Source organism: Streptococcus mitis, from assembly GCF_000722755.1.
Lineage (GTDB): Bacteria > Bacillota > Bacilli > Lactobacillales > Streptococcaceae > Streptococcus > Streptococcus mitis_CM.
This window is the reverse complement of sequence record NZ_JPFY01000013.1, coordinates 951,982-971,858: the sequence shown is the minus strand read 5'-3', so window position 1 is coordinate 971,858 and position 19,877 is coordinate 951,982. Positions and strand designations below refer to the sequence as shown.

Below are 19,877 nucleotides of genomic sequence, written 5' to 3'. Positions count from 1 at the left end.
CCCCCTATAGATATTATGGAGCCTATTTTTTTGTTCAAAACGAGTAATAGTACTTATTTCTCATTGAAATTATAGCCTGAATTTGATATGATATTTCTATGGATAAAAGTAGAGCAAATCGTGTTGAGCACGATAAAAAGAGAATCGGTTTAATAGCCCTAGTAGCTATCTTTTCAGTAAGTATTTGTGTCCTTGGTTCAATGATTGGATACAAAATATATACAAAGCAAAGTTTTGAACAAAGGATTGAAACGCTCAAAAAAGAGAAAGATGATCAATTGAGTGAGGGAAATCAGAAAGATCATTTTCGTAAGGGACAAGCCGAAGTAATTGCCTATTATCCTCTCCAAGGGGAGCAAGTGATTTCATCTCTAAAAGAAATCATGACACAGGATATTAAGGAAAATCTGGAAGACAAGGAAAATCTAGTTTTTTATTATACGGAGAAACAGGATTCGACTTTAAAAGGGATTGTTAACCGAAGTGTGATGAAACAAGTCTATGATTTAACTTCGTCAAAAGTTGAAGAGACTGAAAAAACTAGTCTGGCAAAAGTCCATTTGACAGAAGATGGTAAACCTTTTACACTTGATCAATTATTTTCAGATCCTAGTAAAGCCAAAGAGCAGTTGTTAAAAGAAATCACCTCTTTCTTACAGGATAAGAAATTGGACCAAGAAAAGATTGATCAAGTTGTTAAAGGCTTCTCTGATCAAGACTTGTCTGGATGGAATTTTGATTACAAGGATAGTCAGATTATCCTTTATCCAAGTCAGTCAGTTGAAAATCTAGATGAGATTGCCTTACCAGTATCTAGTTTCTTTGATGTAGTACAATCCTCTTATTTATTAGACAAGGATGCCGAACTTTATAAGGCTTATTATGAAAAGAAAAACCAAAAAGTGGTAGCTCTAACTTTTGATGATGGACCAAATCCTGCAACGACAAATCAAGCATTAGATACACTATCTAAGTATGGTATCAAGGCAACTTTCTTTGTTTTAGGTAAGAATGTTTCTGGAAATGAAGAGATTTTGAAACGCATGAAATCGGATGGCCATGTTATTGGAAACCATAGTTGGAGTCATCCAGTGCTTTCAAAACTTTCACTTGACGAAGCTAAAAAACAAATTACTGATACTGAGGATGCGCTAACTAAAGTGTTGGGTTCTAGTTCCAAACTTATGCGTCCGCCTTATGGAGCCATTACAGACGACATTCGAAATAGCCTTGATTTGAGTTTTATTATGTGGGATGTGGATAGTCTGGATTGGAAGAGTAAGAATGAAGCAGCGATTTTGACAGAGATTCAACGTCAAGTTCGTAATGGTTCGATTATCTTAATGCATGATATCCATGCTGAAACAGTCAATGCTTTACCAAAGATTATAGATTATCTAAAAGAGCAAGGATATCACTTTGTCACAGTTCCTGAAATGCTTAATTCACGATTAAAAGCACATGAACTATTCTATGACCGTGATCAGTAAGACTTTTGCTGAATAACTAATTAAATCGTAAGTAATTTTTCAATAAATAAATTTAGTCTTGTATTAATCGAGGCTAAATTTTTTTATGTTTAAATCTCATGATAGGATTGGTTAATATTACAATTTTGTTACAAAATAATATTTTGATAGAATTTTCAGATAATTTGGTATATAATACTTTTAATTTAAATAAAAAGGAGTGATTTTATGGGAGATTGCAAAGATTTTTGTCATAACAAGTACCAAATAGCAACAATTTTTCTGCTAACGGTCTTTGCTTTCGGATTTGCTTTCGCACAGGTTAGTGCCGATGAGGGAAAATTTGAAACATCCAATCAAGTTACACGTACTGTAACGACTAATAAATTAGATGATTCAAATAAGCTTGCATCACCAGTCACGGCTGACAAGAATGCTCTAAATTCTTCTTCGAAAGAAAAAACAGAAGTGATAGAGTCATTAAAACAAGATGATTCTATCGAGTATAGAGATAATAAGTCAGACAAGGATTTAACCACACAGAAAGAAACGACTGCTATAAAAAGTGAAGAGAAGAAGGAAGAATCAGCAGTGAAAAGTAATTCTTCTTCAGAAAGCATACAATCACAGTCGTTATCTCAAGGTGGACATAAAGAAAAGCCGAACAGTATCTCCAGTAATGAAATTATTACTGTCCCTAAAACCTGGGAAGCAGGACATAAAGGACAAGGAACTGTAGTCGCTGTTATAGATTCAGGTCTTGATTTGAATCATGAGGTTTTGCGTATTTCTGATCCGTCAAAGGCGAAATTTAAAAATCAGGATGATATCGAAAAAGCTAAAAAGGCTGCTGGTATTGACTATGGGAAATGGTACAGTGACAAAGTAGTATATGCTTATGATTACTTTGATGGAACTGATAATATAAAAGAGGCTGAAAAAGAGTCTCATGGAATGCACGTTACTGGAATTGTAGCTGGAAATCCTGTTAATAAAGCACCGAATTCTGAGAAGGTTTACGGGGTGGCGCCAGAAGCTCAAATTATGTTTATGAGAGTTTTTTCAGACAGAGATAAAACTACAGCCTCTGCCCTCTATGTAAAAGCTATTGATGATGCTGTTGCATTAGGTGCAGATGTGATTAATATGAGTTTGGGTGCAGGTGCGGGTTCAACGGTAGATGCTGGTTCAGATATCATTGATGCAGTAAAAAGAGCACGCGCTAAAGGAGTATCTGTTGTTATCGCTGCTGGTAATAGTAATACTTTCGGTAGAGGTTTTTCACAACCATTAGCAGCAAATCCTGATTATGGTCTCGTCGGAAATCCCTCTACAGTAGAAGATTCAATTTCTGTTGCTTCTATTAATAATAAAATTCTAACTACTGAAGTCTTCGAAGTAAAAGGTTTAGAAAATGACGCTACCCTTGATTATGGTAAGTTTGATTTTAATAGACCTGAAACAGAAAAAGATTTTGAAAAAGGGAAAGAATACGAATATGTAGCAGCGGGTATTGGTCGTGAAGAAGATTTTGCTAATATTGATGTAAGAGGCAAGTTAGCACTGATTCAACGTGGTAAAATTAATTTTTCTGATAAGATTAAAAATGCTCTTCAACATGGTGCAGCTGGAGTTTTAATTTATAACAACGTTGAAGGTGCAAATGTTAGTATGTCTGTTACAGGTGATGCTAAGAAAATCCCATCTGTCTTTATTTCAAAACATTATGGTGAAATTCTTAAGTCTGGTCAGTATAAAATTGTCTTTAATCACAAGATGGATAATCGTAAATCAGATGTTGCAGACCAATTGTCAGATTTTTCAAGTTGGGGAGTTACAACAGATGGACAATTGAAACCAGATGTTACTGCACCTGGTGGAAATATCTATTCATCATTTAACGACAATAGTTATGGAAGTATCAGTGGAACAAGTATGGCGGCTCCTCATGTAGCTGGTGTAGCAGCATTAGTCAAAGAATATTTAGCAAAGAAACATCCTGAATTATCAGCTAGTCAAATTTCAGAGATTGTAAAAGCTTTAATTATGTCTACTGCAAAACCACATTTTAATAAACAGACTGGAGCCTATACTTCTCCACGTCAGCAAGGTGCTGGTGTAGTTGACACGATGGCGGCAACAAGCACAGATCTATTTGTAACAGGTGCAAATAACTATCCAAGTGTTACTCTTGGCAATGTTGGTGATAAATTTACCTTTGAAGTTACAATTCATAATATTTCGGATAAAGACCAAACATTGAAGATGATTGTAAATACAAATACGGACGAAGTTGAAGAAGGGAAATTCACTCTCCGTCCACGAAAACTAACTGAAACAGTTTGGCCTGAAGTAACTGTGAAAGCTCATAGTACGAAGACAGTAACAGTTAGTGTAGATACAAGTAAGTTTACTGAAGAACTTAGCAAAATAATGCCAAATGGATATTTTCTAGAAGGATTTGTTAGATTTGTCAATCCTGCAGATGATGGTTCTGTTATTGGTTTACCATTTATGGGATTTAAGGGAGAATTCCAAAATCTACCTGCAATTGAAAAACCAATTTATCAATTGATTAAGGAAGGAAACAGTGGATTTTACTCTGAAATTGATAAAGATAATCCAGGAATTTCACCTTCAGACGATGCAACTTATTTAACAAGTTCTGAAAATGATATAAATGTTTTAAAAGCAGAGCGTCAAGGAAATCGAGTGACTGTACTCGGAGTGAAACAAGATGCTGAAGGAAAATACCATCTTCAATTAGATGAAAAGGGGAACATCCGCCTTGCTATCTCGCCAAATGAGGATGGTAATAAAGATTCTGTTAAATTTAAAACTCTTGTCTATAGAAATTTGGTAAATCTTCGTGCGACGGTTTATGATTCTTCGGATACAACACACAGTCATCCTATTTGGCAAAGTCGTCCAACAGACCTTGTAAAAAATTATTTTGATGGCGATACTAGAAATCCAAGAAGTTACATTGTAGATAAAACAGCTTGGGGAGGACAGGATTCTAATGGAAATCGAGTTTCTGATGGAATTTATGACTATGTTATTAGTTATAAGCCAGATGTCCCTGGAGCTGAGGAACAATACACAATATTTAAAATTCAAATCGATACACAAAAACCTCTGATTACTTCGGGATATATTCGTTCTCAAAAAGATCAAGAACAATTTATAGCTCGCAAACCTCAGGATGTAGGAAATGGTGGAATTCTTCTAGAAAAAGTCTTTTATATTCGTCCTTCTGAAAATAGAGAGGCGACAGATTCAGAAATCGAACAGTATCAAATTATCAAACAAAATGAAGATGGTAGTTATACACTTCCTAAGAACGTTGATAAATCGAAAATCTTCTATTATGTAGAAGACTTTGCGGGAAATGTAGATTTTATATCTCTCAAAGATCTTGTAGGTGAAGAAAATAGTGGCCGTGTAAAAATTGCTATACTAAACAATAAAACCAAGGATGAGATTGATACAACTTATGTTTATCGCATTAAAAATAGCGAAGGTCAATATGTAACTGTTGACAAGTCAAAAGATATTAATTTCTTGAAATTTGGGCATTATGTTGCAGAAATTTTTAGCTATGACCGTACAGAGTTGAAATTTGTGAGTGCTCTATCTAAGGAATTTGATTTAACGAAAGAAAATAGTTTTCAAACTATTACCTTCTTGGCTAACAAAATGAAATATGCCCCAGTAACGATTGGCTTTAATCAAGCTGTTCCTGGAACTACAACGATTACTTTAGTAGGTGAAGATGGTCAGAGTCAAGTCTTGCCAGCTGAAACATATGGTAAACATTCTTATGGTAAGAAAGTAGTTACTGGTGAATATAAAGTTCTTGTAAATCTATCAAACGGTTATGAATTACTTGATAATCTTCAACCATTTAAAGTTCTGTTTGGTAAAAATAATGTTTTGTCACTTTCAGTTGTTTCTAAGTTAGCTCTGATTGCAACTTTAAATAAACAAATGGAAGTAGTTAAAACTCCGAGATATTATAATACAAAACAGAAGTTAAAAGAGATTTTTGATCAAAGTGTCAAAGATGCGCAACTAGCATTGGGAAGTAAACTTAACCAAGATAAAATTGACCAAATTGTTAATGCTTTAGAGTATGCTATGCAAACATTGGATGGTAAGGAATCTGATATCACATCATTGAAGAATGCAATTAAAGCATATGCTGAGACAGTTAAAAAAGGTAAATATATAAATTCTGATCAAGAACGCAAAGGTCAATATGATCGTGAATTTAAACTCTTGGCATTATTAATTACAAAAGATTTGATAACTCAAGATGAAATCGACCGTCTATTGACCACTTTCTTGCAAGCACAAGACCAGCTGAATGGGAAAGAAACAGATTTCATGAGCCTAAAAAATGTTATCGTGGATGAAGTGAAGTTCCAAGACAAAGATCCAAGATTTTTGACAGCTGGTAAAGAGGAGAAAGATGCATATAATCTTATTTTCAACAAAGCTAAGTTACTTTTGGAAAATGCAGAAGCTAGTCAAGAAGAAATTAATGCAGTAATCAATGCTCTAAAAGAAACGGCTGTAAAACTGAAGGCTAATAAAGTAGAGATTCCAACTAAACCAGTTAGTCCAGCTAAAGCAGTTGCATCTGTTAAGCCAGCTAATCCAACTAAACCAGTTGCATCTGTTAAGCCAGCTAATCCAACTAAACCAGTTGTAACGATTAAACCAGTTAGTCCAGCTAAACCAGTTGTAATGATTAAGCCAGTTAGTCCAAGTAAACCAGTTGTAACGATTAAACCAGCTAATCCAATTAAAGCAGTTTTACCAGTTAAGCCAGTTTCTCAAGTGCAACCTGGTAAATTAGTAAGTCACAATAGACAAGTCTCAACTATTAAGCCTTCAATTAGCAATGATAAAATTGAGAAAGCTCCATCAATTATAGAAGCTAATCATGAGAATAAAACATTTGCTGGAAGTGGTCAACAAGTATTTTTAGCTACAGTCAACAAAGAAGGAAAACAATTACCAGCCACTGGTGAGAATAATATAATTTCTATTATGCTAAGTATTTCAGGAATTTCTCTCTTGTTGTCAGTAATCGGACTTGCAACTTTCTCAAAAAGTGAGTAGAGAATACAATATATCTTTCTATAGTTTTTGATTTACAGTATGTTACAATTCTGATATAATAGTCTGCAGGAAAGAAAGTCTTATAGCGTTCTTCAAGCGAGCTTGGGATAGTGGGAGCCAAGTAGGGCAAAATAAAGTGCTGGCGCTTTCTGTAGTATTTTCAAAAACAATGAAGTAATAAATTAGGGTGGAACCGCGTTTCTGACGCCCCTAGTCGTAAGGCTTGGGTGTTGAAATTCGGTTCTTTTTGAATTCGTCTAATGCCTAAGTAGAAAGGAGCATAATGCTTAAAGGATCTTGTTTATGTAAAGCAGTGACCTACACTCTAGATGAGGAATTATCGGAATTAGTTTTTTGTCATTGCTCATTTTGTCGGAAAGCAACTGCGTCTGCCTACACAGTTAATGCCAAAGTTAGCAGCAAAAATCTGGCACTGTATGGAAAAGAGAATTTGGTTACTTTTAGTTCATCTCCAGGTAAACAACGTTATTACTGCCAGAACTGTCACAGTCAAATTTTCACTACTCAAGAAAATATACCAGAAGTTTGTGCTTTGAAATTAGGAACAATAGATGAATGCGATCAGAATTTACAAACTGTTCCCAAACGTCATATTTTTCAGGACCTAGCTTTTTCTTGGTTGCTTGATAAATAAATTTAAAAAGATAATATAAACTAAAGGAGTAAACAATGTCTAAGAAATTAACATTCCACTGCGTCAGTGTAAGAGACCTCCTTACAGTCGGGCTGCCCCATGCTCAACACTAGAGTGCCTGAGCTAGACGCAGTACTAACTCGTCTTGCCTCGTATGATCGACGAGGCAGACTCGTATCGCAAGTAATTTATAAAAAAAGGAGTAAATAATGTCTAAAAAATTGACTTTCCAGGAAATCATCCTTACTTTGCAACAATTTTGGAATGACCAAGGTTGTATGCTTATGCAGGCTTATGACAACGAAAAAGGTGCGGGAACAATGAGTCCTTACACTTTCCTTCGTGCTATCGGTCCTGAGCCATGGAATGCAGCTTATGTAGAACCATCACGTCGTCCTGCTGACGGTCGTTACGGGGAAAACCCGAACCGTCTTTACCAACACCATCAATTCCAAGTGGTCATGAAGCCTTCTCCATCAAATATTCAAGAACTTTACCTTGAGTCTTTGGAAAAATTGGGAATCAATCCTTTGGAACATGATATTCGTTTTGTTGAGGATAACTGGGAAAATCCATCAACTGGTTCAGCAGGTCTGGGTTGGGAAGTTTGGCTTGATGGGATGGAAATTACTCAGTTCACTTATTTCCAACAAGTTGGTGGTTTGGCAACTGGTCCTGTGACTGCTGAAGTTACTTATGGTTTGGAGCGTTTGGCTTCTTACATCCAAGAAGTAGACTCTGTTTACGATATTGAGTGGGCTGATGGTGTAAAATACGGAGAAATCTTCATCCAGCCTGAGTACGAACACTCAAAATATTCATTTGAAATTTCAGATCAAGAAATGTTGCTGGAAAACTTTGATAAGTTTGAAAAAGAAGCTGGTCGTGCCTTGGAAGAAGGATTGGTGCACCCTGCCTATGACTATGTTCTCAAATGTTCACATACCTTTAACTTGCTTGATGCGCGTGGTGCCGTATCTGTAACAGAGCGCGCAGGCTATATCGCTCGTATTCGTAACCTAGCCCGTGTCGTAGCCAAAACCTTTGTCGCAGAACGCAAACGCCTAGGTTACCCACTTTTAGATGAAGAAACAAGAGCTAAACTCTTAGCAGAAGACGCAGAATAGTGAGTAATACTGTGCTCTAAAATCGTTAGAGGCAAGTCGAAGACTTGCTAGAGGGATATGCACCGCCGTACTGTTATGTGGGGATTTTTGAAACCTTGGGTTCAAAAATCAGTCAGCTAAATCCACTTTGATGAGACTGTTGGAAATCTTGATTAATTTAGCATTAGATTTCCATACAGACTCACAAAGTTAGTTAGCGACGTCCCAAGTACCTAAGGTGCATATCAAAAAAGATTGAAGAAAATGTAAAGGAAAAAACATGACAAAAAACTTATTAGTAGAACTCGGTCTTGAAGAATTACCAGCCTATGTTGTCACACCAAGTGAAAAACAACTAGGCGAAAAAATGGCAGCCTTTCTCAAGGAAAACCGCCTATCTTTTGAAGCTATTCAAACCTTCTCAACACCACGTCGTTTGGCTGTTCGTGTGACTGGTTTAGCAGACAAACAGTCTGATTTGACAGAAGATTTCAAGGGGCCAGCAAAGAAAATTGCCTTGGATAGTGATGGAAACTTCACCAAAGCAGCTCAAGGATTTGTCCGTGGAAAAGGATTGACTGTTGAAGATATCGAATTCCGTGAAATCAAGGGTGAAGAATATGTCTATGTCACTAAGGAAGAAATTGGTCAAGCAGTTGAAGCCATTGTTCCTGGTGTTGTAGATGTTTTGAAGTCATTGACTTTCCCTGTCAGCATGCACTGGTCTAACAACACCTTTGAATACATCCGCCCTGTTCACACTTTAACTGTTCTTTTAGATGAAGAAGAGTTTGATTTAGATTTCCTTGATATCAAGGGAGGGCGTGTGAGCCGTGGTCATCGTTTCTTGGGACAAGAAACTAAGATTCAGTCAGCATTGAGCTATGAAGAAGACCTTCGTAAGCAGTTTGTAATCGCAGATCCACGTGAACGTGAGCAAATGATTATTGACCAAATCAAGGAAATTGAGGCAAAACATGGTGTACGTATCGAAATTGATGCTGATTTGCTGAATGAAGTCTTGAACTTGGTTGAATACCCAACTGCCTTTATGGGAAGTTTTGATGCCAAATACCTTGAAGTTCCAGAAGAAGTTTTGGTGACTTCGATGAAGGAACACCAACGGTACTTTGTTGTCCGTGATCAAGATGGTAAACTCTTGCCAAACTTCATTTCTGTTCGTAATGGAAACGCAGAGTATTTGGAAAATGTCATCAAAGGAAATGAAAAAGTCTTGGTAGCCCGTTTGGAAGATGGTGAATTCTTCTGGCGTGAAGATCAAAAATTAGTCATTTCAGATCTTGTTGAAAAATTAAACAATGTCACCTTCCATGAGAAAATTGGTTCCCTTCGTGAACACATGATTCGTACTGGTCAGATTGCTATTCTCTTGGCAGAAAAAGCAGGCTTGTCAGCGGATGAAACGATTGACTTAGCCCGTGCAGCAGCCATTTACAAGTTTGACTTGTTGACAGGTATGGTTGGTGAATTTGATGAACTCCAAGGAATTATGGGAGAGAAATATGCCCTTCTTGCAGGTGAAACTCCAGCAGTGGCAGCTGCTATTCGTGAACACTACATGCCTACATCAGCTGAAGGAGAACTTCCAGAGAGCAAGGTCGGTGCAGTGCTTGCCATTGCAGATAAATTGGATACGATTTTGAGTTTCTTCTCAGTAGGTTTGATTCCATCAGGTTCTAATGACCCTTATGCTCTTCGCCGTGCAACTCAAGGTGTGGTTCGTATCTTGGATGCCTTTGGTTGGCACATTGCTATGGATGAGCTGATTGATAGCCTTTATGATCTAACATTTGACAGCTTGAATTATGAAAATAAAGCAGAAGTTATGGACTTTATCAAGGCTCGTGTTGATAAGATGATGGGTTCTACTCCAAAAGACATCAAGGAAGCCGTTCTTGCAGGATCAAACTTTGTTGTGGCAGATATGTTGGAAGCGGCAAGTGCTCTCGTAGAAGCAAGCAAGGAAGAAGACTTCAAACCATCTGTTGAATCACTTTCTCGTGCCTTTAACTTGGCTGAGAAGGCAGAAGGAGTTGCTACAGTTGATTCAGCTCTCTTTGAGAATGAAGAAGAGAAAGCCTTGGCAGAAGCAGTAGAATCACTCGTTTTGTCAGGGACTGCCAGTCAGCAATTGAAACAGCTCTTTGCGCTTAGTCCAGTTATTGATGCATTCTTTGAGAATACCATGGTTATGGCTGAAAATGAAGCAGTCCGTCAAAATCGTTTGGCTATCTTGTCTCATTTAACTCAAAAAGCAGCTAAACTTGCACGTTTTAACCAAATCAATACCAAATAAAATCTGTTAAACGAATTAAATCTTATCATAAAGGAGAGAAACATGGATCCTAAAAAAATTGATCGTATTAACGAGCTTGCCAAAAAGAAAAAAACAGAAGGCTTGACCCCAGAAGAAAAAGTAGAACAAGCCAAACTACGTGAGGAGTACATCGAAGGTTATCGTCGCACTGTTCGTCACCACATCGAAGGGATCAAAATTGTGGACGAAGAAGGAAACGATGTTACACCAGAGAAACTACGTCAAGTCCAACGTGAAAAAGGTTTACATGGCCGTAGTCTCGATGATCCAAATTCATAATAAGTATTCTTTCTTTTAACAAAGAAAGGTGAAATAATAATCAAAAGACTAGCAGACGCAAACTGCTAGTCTTTTGTCACTTAAAAAGGAACCATAACGGTTCCTAAAGCTATTATTAGTTACTTGCGCCAGATGTAGCGTCTGCGCCACCACCGTGACCCCCAGCATCACCTGCATCAGAAGCTCCAGATGTGGCATCTGCACTGCCATGTCCTCCAGCAGGAGCTGCAGCATTTCCACCAACTAGACGTTGACCAGTTGTATTGAGGTACCAATCAAGCCATGGTTGGAAATTAAAGATAATTTCATTAATTCCAGCATATGAACCATCTGGATAGTACATTGCTTGGTAATTATGGGTATTAATAACACCTTCAGGTGTTCCCGGTACAATTGTACGGACATATTCTTGATCTCCGTTACGCAATACACCGACAACCCATTCAACGTTTTTCATTCTAGAATCTGGCAATGTACCGTGTACTGTTCCTAATCTATTTCCTGATTGAGCACGTACACGTTTACCAAACATTGTATCTGGGTCTTGGTGTGCGTTATTAAAGTACAAGAATTGATTGTTATCATCTGCAAATGTCAATTCAAATGGCATTGCCTTCAAGAACATATCAATTTGGTTAACTGTCAAGATACCGTGGTCTAATTTAACGTAAGTATCTCCAGAAACAGCTCCAACAAGTTCAGCAGCTTTTTCTACCCATTCAGGATCATCTGGATCAACACCTTGGATGGTAGTTGCAATTGAATTTGTACAATATAAATCTTCTGGCTCAATTGGTTTTGGTTTTTTCAATTTTGAAACGACTCCCACATATTTTACAAAGTTGTCCAAGCATGTTTCAAGGAAATTAATAGTTCCTTCATTTGTGATATTTCCATCAACATCAAAGGCTTCTTTAGCTTTACCAAGAAGGAATTCATTTCCAGGAAGTGTGTAGGCATTGACACCTGGAGCGTCAAGAATCTTACGAAGGTGAACTTGGGCACGAGAAGTACCTTGGTCGTAGTATGAAGCACCCACAATCATGACTGGCTTGTTTTCAAATGGATGAACTTCGTATGAAAGCCATTCAAGAACAGATTTTAGGGAAGCTGAGATTGTGTGGTTGTGCTCAGGAGTAGCGATAATGACACCATCAGCACGAGTAATTCTGTTATACAAGAGACGTAATTGGAAACTTTCATCCCATTTTTCGTCTTGGTTGAACATTGGAACTTCGTCAATTTCGAGAACTTCTAATTCAAATTTGAGTTTGAAGTGACGACGGATGAATTCCAAGAGTTTACGGTTATATGATTGATCGTAGTTTGATCCTACAAGTCCAACAAATTTCATTCTTTTTGGTCTCCTATCTTACAAATTTTCCCAGTCAAAGTCTTCGGCATCTTTGCGAAGTAGTGCTTGTGCGTTACGCAATTTTTCTGTGATTTTTACAAAGATACGGAAGTCGTCAAAAGTAGCATCCAGTTTTTTGATAACATCAAGATCCACTAGGTCTCCACTTGGGTTAAAGGCTTGAAGAGAATGTGAAAGCAAGAATTCATCTGGAAGGACACTTGCCTTAATTTCTGGAGCATTCAAGATTTGGCGAAGTTGTAATTGGGCACGTGATGAACCAAGCGTACCGTAAGAAGCACCAGTAATCATGATTGGTTTGTTCAAAAGTGGATAGATACCATAAGACAACCAAGCAAGAGCGCTCATTAAAACAGCTGGGATAGAGTGGTCATACTCAGGAGTACCAATAATAACGCCATCTGCCTCTTCAATTTTGGCAGCAATTTCTAAAATTTCAACAGGTACTTGCTTGTCGGCTGGTTTATTGAAGACAGGAATGTCTTTAATTTCAACAAGTTCAATTTCAGCTTTTTCAGCAAAGTGTTTTTGCATGTATTGAAGCAATTGGCGGTTTGTAGAACGTTTTGAATTTGTTCCAACAATAGCAATAAGTTTTAACATGAGATTTCCTTTCTCTTTTTACATAATACAATTTTAAAACTCCATTGAAACATTTGTTTCTATAGAGTAGGAATTCCTGAAGAACAGCTTAGGTGACCTTCCTTATCGATGAGGATAGCTTCGATGCCCTCCAAACTTTCGACTTGCCAGAGGATAGAAGCAGGTCTTTCTCCAAAGAGTCGAGTTGTCCATATTTCACCATCGACTGACTTATCAGAGATAATTGTGAGACTAGCAAGTTCCGTTTCAACAGGATATCCTGTTTGGCTGTCAAAAATATGATGGTAATCTTTTCCATCGACAGTCAGGTGACGTTCGTAAATGCCTGAAGTCACGACAGATTTATTGACAATAGGGATGGTCATTAAGTGATTTCCCCTCGGATTGGCTGGGTCTTGAATCCCAATTTGCCAAGGCTGATCCCCTCTTGCCTGATTTTTTCCAATGGTCAGGATATTCCCTCCCAGATTGATCAAGGCAGATGTCACTCCCTCTTCTCTCAGAAATTGGGCAACTTTATCCGCACTATAACCCTTGGCTAAACAACCAAGATCGATCTTCATTCCTTTTTGTTTTAAAAACACAGTGGAAGTCGAAGAATCTAACTCGATAGAATGAGGATTGATTAAAGGTAACACCGATTCAATTTCTTGAGGTTGGGCAACTTTGGCATCTGAAAAACCAATGCGCCAGGTTTGAATCAAGGGACCAATGCTGATGTTGAGATGACTAGAGGGCGCTAGGCTATGCTCTAATCCAAGTGAAATCAATTCAAACAAATCAGGATGAACTTTGACTGGAGCTATTCCAGCTTGATAATTGATTTCCATCAACTCAGATTCTTGACTATTGGCATTGAAGCGGTATTCAAGCTCTTTGAGCAAATCAAAGGATTTTTGAAGCAAGCTATCGGCTCGCTCATCTACTAATGAAATAGTGATAGTAGTCCCCATTAGGCGTTCGGAATGTGAACTAAGAGGCAAGCTACCAACTCCTTTCTCTTATGAAAAGAAGGATGAAATATAGTAAATTTATATTAAATTTAACCCCTTACATTTTCTTTCCATGATACTAGCATACCATAAAGTCAGCGTTTTCACAAATAAAATTTGTAAACTTGTCAAGAAATATGCTCAGAAAATAAAGAGTAATTGTAAGAAAGGCTGATAAAATACAGATTATTTACATTTTTTTACAAAAAAATCGGGAAAATTAGCTAAACTCTTGTAAACGCTAACAGTAAATGTTATACTAGAAGGGTAAATTTAAAATTGAAGGTAGGAATTTTTCTATGAGTAAAATCGTTGTAGTTGGTGCTAACCACGCTGGTACAGCATGTATTAATACTATGTTGGATAATTTTGGAAATGAGAACGAAATCGTTGTATTTGACCAAAACTCTAACATCTCTTTCCTAGGATGTGGAATGGCCCTCTGGATCGGTGAACAAATTGACGGTGCTGAAGGCTTGTTCTATTCTGATAAAGAAAAATTGGAAGCTAAAGGTGCTAAGGTATACATGAATTCACCAGTTCTTTCAATCGACTATGATAACAAAGTAGTTACAGCTGAAGTTGAAGGAAAAGAGCACAAAGAATCATACGATAAATTGATTTTCGCTACAGGTTCTACACCAATCTTGCCACCAATCGAAGGTGTTGAAATTGTTAAAGGAAACCGCGAATTTAAAGCAACTCTTGAAAATGTACAATTCGTTAAATTGTACCAAAACGCTGAAGAAGTGATTCACAAATTGTCTGATAAGAGTCAACACCTTGACCGTATCGCCGTTGTTGGTGGTGGTTATATCGGTGTTGAACTTGCTGAAGCCTTTGAACGTCTTGGAAAAGAAGTTGTCCTTGTTGATATCGTTGATACTGTTTTGAACGGTTACTATGACAAAGACTTCACACAAATGATGGCGAAGAACTTGGAAGACCACAACATCCGCTTGGCGCTTGGTCAAACTGTTAAAGCAATCGAGGGTGATGGTAAAGTTGAACGCTTGATTACTGATAAAGAAACTTTCGATGTCGATATGGTTATCCTTGCAGTTGGTTTCCGTCCAAATACAGCCCTTGCTGATGGTAAGATTGAACTCTTCCGTAACGGTGCCTTCCTTGTAGATAAGAAACAAGAAACATCTATCCCAGGTGTTTACGCTGTAGGTGACTGTGCAACTGTTTATGACAACGCTCGTAAAGATACAAGCTACATCGCTCTTGCTTCAAACGCAGTTCGTACTGGTATTGTTGGTGCTTACAATGCTTGTGGACATGAATTGGAAGGAATCGGTGTTCAAGGTTCAAACGGTATCTCAATCTACGGTCTTCACATGGTTTCAACTGGTTTGACTCTTGAAAAAGCTAAAGCTGCTGGTTACAACGCAACTGAAACAGGCTTTAACGATCTTCAAAAACCAGAATTTATGAAGCATGACAACCATGAAGTTGCCATCAAGATTGTCTTTGACAAAGATAGCCGTGAAATTCTTGGTGCACAAATGGTTTCACACGATTCTGCAATCAGCATGGGAATCCACATGTTCTCACTTGCTATCCAAGAGCATGTGACAATTGATAAATTGGCATTGACAGACCTATTCTTCTTGCCACACTTCAACAAACCATATAACTACATCACAATGGCTGCTCTTACAGCTGAAAAATAAAAATGAATGAGCTATCTGGCCTTAAGTTAAGGCCAGATAGTTTTTTAACTATTCTGTACCCATACAATTACGTTTTTTTATCTTGTACTTCATTTTAATCTAACTTAAAATGAAATGGTAGCTACCAATACAAATGATGAGGATAAAGAAATGACTGAAAATCGTTACGAACTAAATAAAAACTTGGCACAGATGCTCAAAGGTGGGGTTATCATGGACGTTCAGAACCCTGAACAGGCTCGTATTGCAGAGGCCGCTGGTGCGGCTGCTGTGATGGCTTTGGAGCGGATTCCAGCTGATATTCGTGCAGCTGGTGGTGTTTCCCGTATGAGTGATCCAAAGATGATTAAGGAAATTCAAGAGGCGGTTAGTATTCCAGTAATGGCCAAGGTCAGAATCGGGCATTTTGTTGAAGCTCAGATTTTAGAAGCTATTGAGATTGACTATATCGATGAGAGTGAGGTTTTATCTCCAGCTGATGACCGTTTCCATGTGGATAAGAAAGAATTCCAAGTTCCTTTTGTCTGTGGGGCTAAGGATTTGGGTGAAGCCTTGCGTCGTATCGCTGAAGGTGCTTCTATGATTCGTACCAAAGGAGAACCAGGGACAGGAGACATTGTTCAAGCTGTTCGCCATATGCGTATGATGAATCAGGAAATTCGCCGCATTCAAAATTTACGTGAGGATGAGCTTTATGTTGCTGCTAAGGACTTACAAGTCCCTGTAGAATTGGTTCAATACGTCCATGAGCATGGAAAATTGCCAGTTGTAAACTTTGCTGCTGGAGGTGTTGCAACACCAGCAGATGCCGCGCTGATGATGCAATTAGGGGCAGAAGGTGTATTTGTCGGTTCAGGTATTTTCAAGTCAGGAGATCCTGTTAAACGAGCGAGTGCCATTGTCAAAGCGGTAACCAATTTCCGAAATCCTCAGATCCTAGCTCAAATCTCTGAAGATCTAGGAGAAGCCATGGTGGGTATTAATGAAAATGAAATCCAAATTCTCATGGCTGAGCGAGGGAAATAGATGAAAATTGGAATATTGGCCTTGCAAGGTGCCTTTGCAGAACATGCAAAAGTGCTAGATCAATTAGGTGTCGAGAGTGTTGAAATCAGAAATCTAGATGATTTTCAGAAACATCAGAGTGATTTGTCGGGATTGATATTACCTGGTGGAGAATCTACAACCATGGGCAAGCTCTTACGTGAGCAGGACATGCTGATTCCCATTCGAGAAGCCATTCTATCTGGCTTACCAGTGTTTGGGACCTGTGCAGGTTTAATTTTGCTGGCTAAGGAAATTACTTCTCAGGAAGAGAGTCATCTAGGAACTATGGATATGGTAGTCGAGCGCAATGCCTATGGGCGCCAACTAGGAAGTTTCTATACGGAAGCAGAATGTAAGGGAGTTGGCAAGATTCCGATGACCTTTATTCGCGGGCCGATTATCAGTAGTGTTGGAGAAGATGTAGAAATTCTAGCAACAGTTGACAATCAAATCGTTGCAGCCCAAGAAAAAAATATGCTGGTAACTTCCTTTCATCCAGAATTGACTGATGATGTAAGCTTGCACCAGTACTTTATCAATATGTGTAAAGAAAAAAGTTGAGAAAAAATTCTCAACTTTTTTACATATAATAAACAATGGCAATGTATTGGAGGGCAGATGCTGCTAGGATAAAGAGATGCCAAATCATGTGGAAATAAGGTTTTTTCTTGGCGTAAAATCCAGCTCCAACTGTATAACAGAGTCCGCCAGTTACCATGAGACTCCAGAAAATTGGCGTTGTTTGACTGATAATGGCAGGAATGATAGCCAGAACCAACCAGCCCATAATCAGGTAAAGAGCAAGGCTAAATTTCTCATTGACTTTTTTAGCAAAGATTTTATAGAGAATACCAAAGATGGTCGTTCCCCACTGGATAGCAATAATCAGATAGCCAAACCAGTTATTCATCAAAGTCAGTACGACAGGTGTATAAGAGCCAGCAATAGCAACATAAATCATAGAATGGTCAATGATTCGCAAGACATATTTGTGGGTCGAACCATAGGCCATAGAGTGATAAATGGTGGATGATAGGAACATGAGAAAGAGACTAATAACGAAAATGGAAACGCCGATAGAGGATAAAAATCCGTGTGTCTCATAACTATAGGTTGATGAAATAGGCAGTAAGATGAGCATGATGACTGCACCTACGGCATGGGTCACACTATTAGCAATCTCTTCTCCGAAACTGAGTTGTTTGCTGAGTTTAAGACTAGTGTTCATTGGATTACCTCCTCTTGAGTATGATCGATTAAGGCTAGGGTTTGATGATAGAGTTTAACGGTTTGGCAGCTGGTTTGGATAATGGGGTTAGCTGGGTCAATTCCTTGGTTCATGTAGTCCACAAAAGCATCGTAGAGTTGGTCTGAACTTGCTTGAGTTTGGAGAGTATTAAGTGTCTGAGCTATTTCTTGAATAGAGAATACCGACTTGAGGGTTGTGATAGCAATCAGACGGGCAATCTGTTGGCGTTGGTATTTTTTCTTGTCAGGCTTTGTTAGGTAACCATGTTTCACATAATTGTTGACCATGGATGCTGTCAGGCCCTTGTCTTTATCAGGAGAGATAGGGGCGCAGACCTGATTGACATAGAGTAAAACCTGGTCCAGATAGAGGTCAATATTTGGGATTTCTGCCCATTTTGGGTAGGAAAAGGTAGTTTTCATTTTCAACTCCTTTTTATCTAGTTTTAATAACTAGATTATAAAATAATAGAAATAGAAAGTCAAGTTTTAACTGCTTGTAGAAAGACTTAAATTATGCTATGATGGGAGAAACTAGTCAGAAATGAGGAGAAAAGATGGAGATTCGTTTAGCTTTTCCAAATGAAGTAGATGCCATCATGCAGGTGATGGAAGATGCTAAAAAATGTTTAGCAGATGTTGGTAGTGACCAGTGGCAAAATGGTTATCCAAATGCTGATATTATTACTGAGGATATTATCTCAGGTCAAGCCTACGTAGCCTTGGAAGAGGGAGAATTACTAGCTTATGCAGCCGTGACCAAGAGTCCAGAGGCAACCTATGAAGCCATTTATGAAGGAAAATGGCAATCTGGAGAGTCAGAGTACCTAGTCTTTCACCGTATTGCTGTGGCAGCAGATGTGCAGGGACAGGGGGTTGCTCAGACTTTCCTAGAAGGCTTGATTGAAGGATTTGATTACCTAGATTTTCGCTCAGATACGCATGTTGCAAACGAGGCCATGCAGCATATCTTTGAAAAACTCGGTTTTAAACAGGTTGGTAAGGTTCCAGTTGATGGCGAACGCTTGGCCTATCAAAAATTGAAGAAATAATGCAAAAGAAGTACGTAAAAATGCTCTACTTTTCGCCAATAGGAACCTTGTCTTTGGTTGCTGACGAGCAATATCTGTATGGCATTTGGGTGCAGGAGCAGAAGCATTTTGAGAGGGGACTAGGAGATGAGACGATAGAAGCAGTTGTTAGTCATCCCATTTTAGACCCAGTTATTACTTGCTTAGATGCTTACTTTAAAGGAAAGTCTCAGGATTTATCCAACTTGCCCTTGGCTTCAATCGGAACAGATTTTGAAAAGAGAGTTTGGTCCTATTTACAGGAAATTCCTTATGGTCAGACAGTAACCTATGGACAAATCGCACAAGATTTGCAAGTGCCTTCTGCTCAAGCAATTGGTGGAGCAGTGGGGCGCAATCCTTGGTCTATCCTAGTACCTTGTCATCGTGTGCTAGGAGCAGGCAAGCGTCTGACAGGTTATGCTGCAGGAGTGGAAAAGAAAGCTTGGCTCTTGGAGCATGAAGGCGTAGATTTTAAAGATATAAAATAGAAAGTGAAACACATGTTAGAATTTATCGAATATCCAAAATGTTCAACTTGTAAAAAAGCAAAACAAGAATTAAATCAATTAGGAGTGGACTATAAAGCTGTTCACATCGTTGAAGAAACACCTAGCCAAGAAGTCATTTTAAACTGGCTAGAAACCTCGGGTTTTGAGTTGAAGCAATTTTTTAACACCAGTGGAATCAAATACCGTGAATTAGGATTGAAAGATAAGGTAGGAAGTCTGTCAAACCAAGAAGCAGCTGAGTTGCTAGCAAGCGACGGAATGTTGTTAAAACGACCGATTTTAGTGCAGAATGGAACTGTTAAGCAAATCGGTTATCGAAAACCTTATGAAGAATTGGGATTGAGATAGTTTTTACTTATCTCTTTGATAGATAA

The 19,877-nt window shown here is 38.2% G+C and carries 17 protein-coding genes; 12 read left to right on the top strand and 5 right to left on the bottom strand.

What is annotated here, in order from left to right:
* Nucleotides 1-98 precede the first annotated feature (98 nt).
* From pgdA to SK578_RS07975, 6 genes are all read left to right on the top strand, one after another.
* The gene (gene pgdA / locus SK578_RS08000) at nt 99-1,490 is read left to right on the top strand and encodes a peptidoglycan-N-acetylglucosamine deacetylase PgdA (protein WP_050491252.1); all 1,392 of its coding nucleotides are present in this window, start codon (nt 99-101) and stop codon (nt 1,488-1,490) included.
* 207 nt (nt 1,491-1,697) lie between these two features.
* Nucleotides 1,698-6,599 (top strand): S8 family serine peptidase, encoded by a 4,902-nt coding sequence (locus SK578_RS07995; protein ID WP_042751463.1) that lies wholly within the window; start codon nt 1,698-1,700, stop codon nt 6,597-6,599.
* Between the two features lie 283 nt (nt 6,600-6,882).
* Nucleotides 6,883-7,254: a GFA family protein gene (locus SK578_RS07990; RefSeq protein WP_042751462.1), complete on the top strand. Its 372-nt coding sequence runs from the start codon at nt 6,883-6,885 to the stop codon at nt 7,252-7,254.
* Between the two features lie 209 nt (nt 7,255-7,463).
* Nucleotides 7,464-8,381, top strand: a complete 918-nt coding sequence (gene glyQ / locus SK578_RS07985; protein WP_000038736.1) for a glycine--tRNA ligase subunit alpha — start codon at nt 7,464-7,466, stop codon at nt 8,379-8,381.
* 259 nt (nt 8,382-8,640) lie between these two features.
* Entirely contained in the window at nt 8,641-10,677 is a 2,037-nt protein-coding gene (glyS, locus tag SK578_RS07980) for a glycine--tRNA ligase subunit beta (RefSeq protein ID WP_042751461.1), read from the top strand.
* 42 nt (nt 10,678-10,719) lie between these two features.
* Entirely contained in the window at nt 10,720-10,977 is a 258-nt protein-coding gene (locus SK578_RS07975) for a DUF896 family protein (protein ID WP_000371299.1), read from the top strand.
* A 115-nt stretch (nt 10,978-11,092) separates the two neighbouring features.
* On the opposite strand, the gene SK578_RS07970 is transcribed toward SK578_RS07975, so the two are convergent.
* Genes SK578_RS07970 through SK578_RS07960 form a run of 3 tightly spaced genes read right to left on the bottom strand, consistent with a single transcriptional unit; the run spans nt 11,093 to nt 13,938 of the window.
* Nucleotides 11,093-12,331, bottom strand: a complete 1,239-nt coding sequence (locus tag SK578_RS07970) for an NAD(P)H-dependent oxidoreductase (protein WP_042751460.1) — start codon at nt 12,329-12,331, stop codon at nt 11,093-11,095.
* A gap of 18 nt (nt 12,332-12,349) precedes the next feature.
* A complete protein-coding gene (locus SK578_RS07965) occupies nt 12,350-12,955 on the bottom strand; it encodes an NADPH-dependent FMN reductase (RefSeq protein WP_042751459.1) in 606 nt (201 codons plus the stop codon).
* A 59-nt stretch (nt 12,956-13,014) separates the two neighbouring features.
* Nucleotides 13,015-13,938 (bottom strand): FAD:protein FMN transferase, encoded by a 924-nt coding sequence (locus tag SK578_RS07960; protein ID WP_042751457.1) that lies wholly within the window; start codon nt 13,936-13,938, stop codon nt 13,015-13,017.
* A gap of 308 nt (nt 13,939-14,246) precedes the next feature.
* On the opposite strand from SK578_RS07960, the gene nox reads away from it, so the two are divergent.
* The 3 genes from nox to pdxT all read left to right on the top strand — a co-directional run bounded on the left by nox (nt 14,247) and on the right by pdxT (nt 17,234).
* Nucleotides 14,247-15,626, top strand: coding sequence for a H2O-forming NADH oxidase (nox, locus tag SK578_RS07955; RefSeq protein ID WP_023948278.1), 1,380 nt, complete (start codon nt 14,247-14,249; stop codon nt 15,624-15,626).
* Nucleotides 15,627-15,776: 150 nt separating this feature from the next.
* Nucleotides 15,777-16,652, top strand: coding sequence for a pyridoxal 5'-phosphate synthase lyase subunit PdxS (gene pdxS / locus SK578_RS07950; RefSeq protein ID WP_000138517.1), 876 nt, complete (start codon nt 15,777-15,779; stop codon nt 16,650-16,652).
* Entirely contained in the window at nt 16,653-17,234 is a 582-nt protein-coding gene (gene pdxT, locus SK578_RS07945; protein WP_023948274.1) for a pyridoxal 5'-phosphate synthase glutaminase subunit PdxT, read from the top strand.
* A 19-nt stretch (nt 17,235-17,253) separates the two neighbouring features.
* On the opposite strand, the gene trhA is transcribed toward pdxT, so the two are convergent.
* Together trhA and SK578_RS07935 are read right to left on the bottom strand one after the other, a co-directional pair.
* On the bottom strand, nt 17,254-17,901 hold the full coding sequence (gene trhA, locus SK578_RS07940) for a PAQR family membrane homeostasis protein TrhA (RefSeq protein ID WP_001098000.1): 648 nt from the start codon (nt 17,899-17,901) through the stop codon (nt 17,254-17,256).
* Nucleotides 17,898-18,344 (bottom strand): DUF1836 domain-containing protein, encoded by a 447-nt coding sequence (locus SK578_RS07935; RefSeq protein ID WP_042751456.1) that lies wholly within the window; start codon nt 18,342-18,344, stop codon nt 17,898-17,900. The genes trhA and SK578_RS07935 overlap by 4 nt, the downstream gene beginning before the upstream one ends.
* Nucleotides 18,345-18,478: 134 nt before the next feature.
* Between SK578_RS07935 and SK578_RS07930 the strand changes: the two genes are divergently transcribed.
* The 3 genes from SK578_RS07930 to SK578_RS07920 are packed head-to-tail and all read left to right on the top strand — an operon-like array spanning nt 18,479 to nt 19,851.
* Nucleotides 18,479-18,973, top strand: coding sequence for a GNAT family N-acetyltransferase (locus SK578_RS07930; protein WP_023948272.1), 495 nt, complete (start codon nt 18,479-18,481; stop codon nt 18,971-18,973).
* Nucleotides 18,973-19,482 carry a methylated-DNA--[protein]-cysteine S-methyltransferase gene (locus tag SK578_RS07925; RefSeq protein WP_042751455.1) on the top strand — a complete coding sequence of 170 codons (510 nt, stop codon included), beginning with the start codon at nt 18,973-18,975 and terminating at the stop codon, nt 19,480-19,482. The genes SK578_RS07930 and SK578_RS07925 overlap by 1 nt, the downstream gene beginning before the upstream one ends.
* A gap of 12 nt (nt 19,483-19,494) precedes the next feature.
* Nucleotides 19,495-19,851: an arsenate reductase family protein gene (locus SK578_RS07920; RefSeq protein ID WP_042751454.1), complete on the top strand. Its 357-nt coding sequence runs from the start codon at nt 19,495-19,497 to the stop codon at nt 19,849-19,851.
* Nucleotides 19,852-19,877 lie beyond the last annotated feature (26 nt).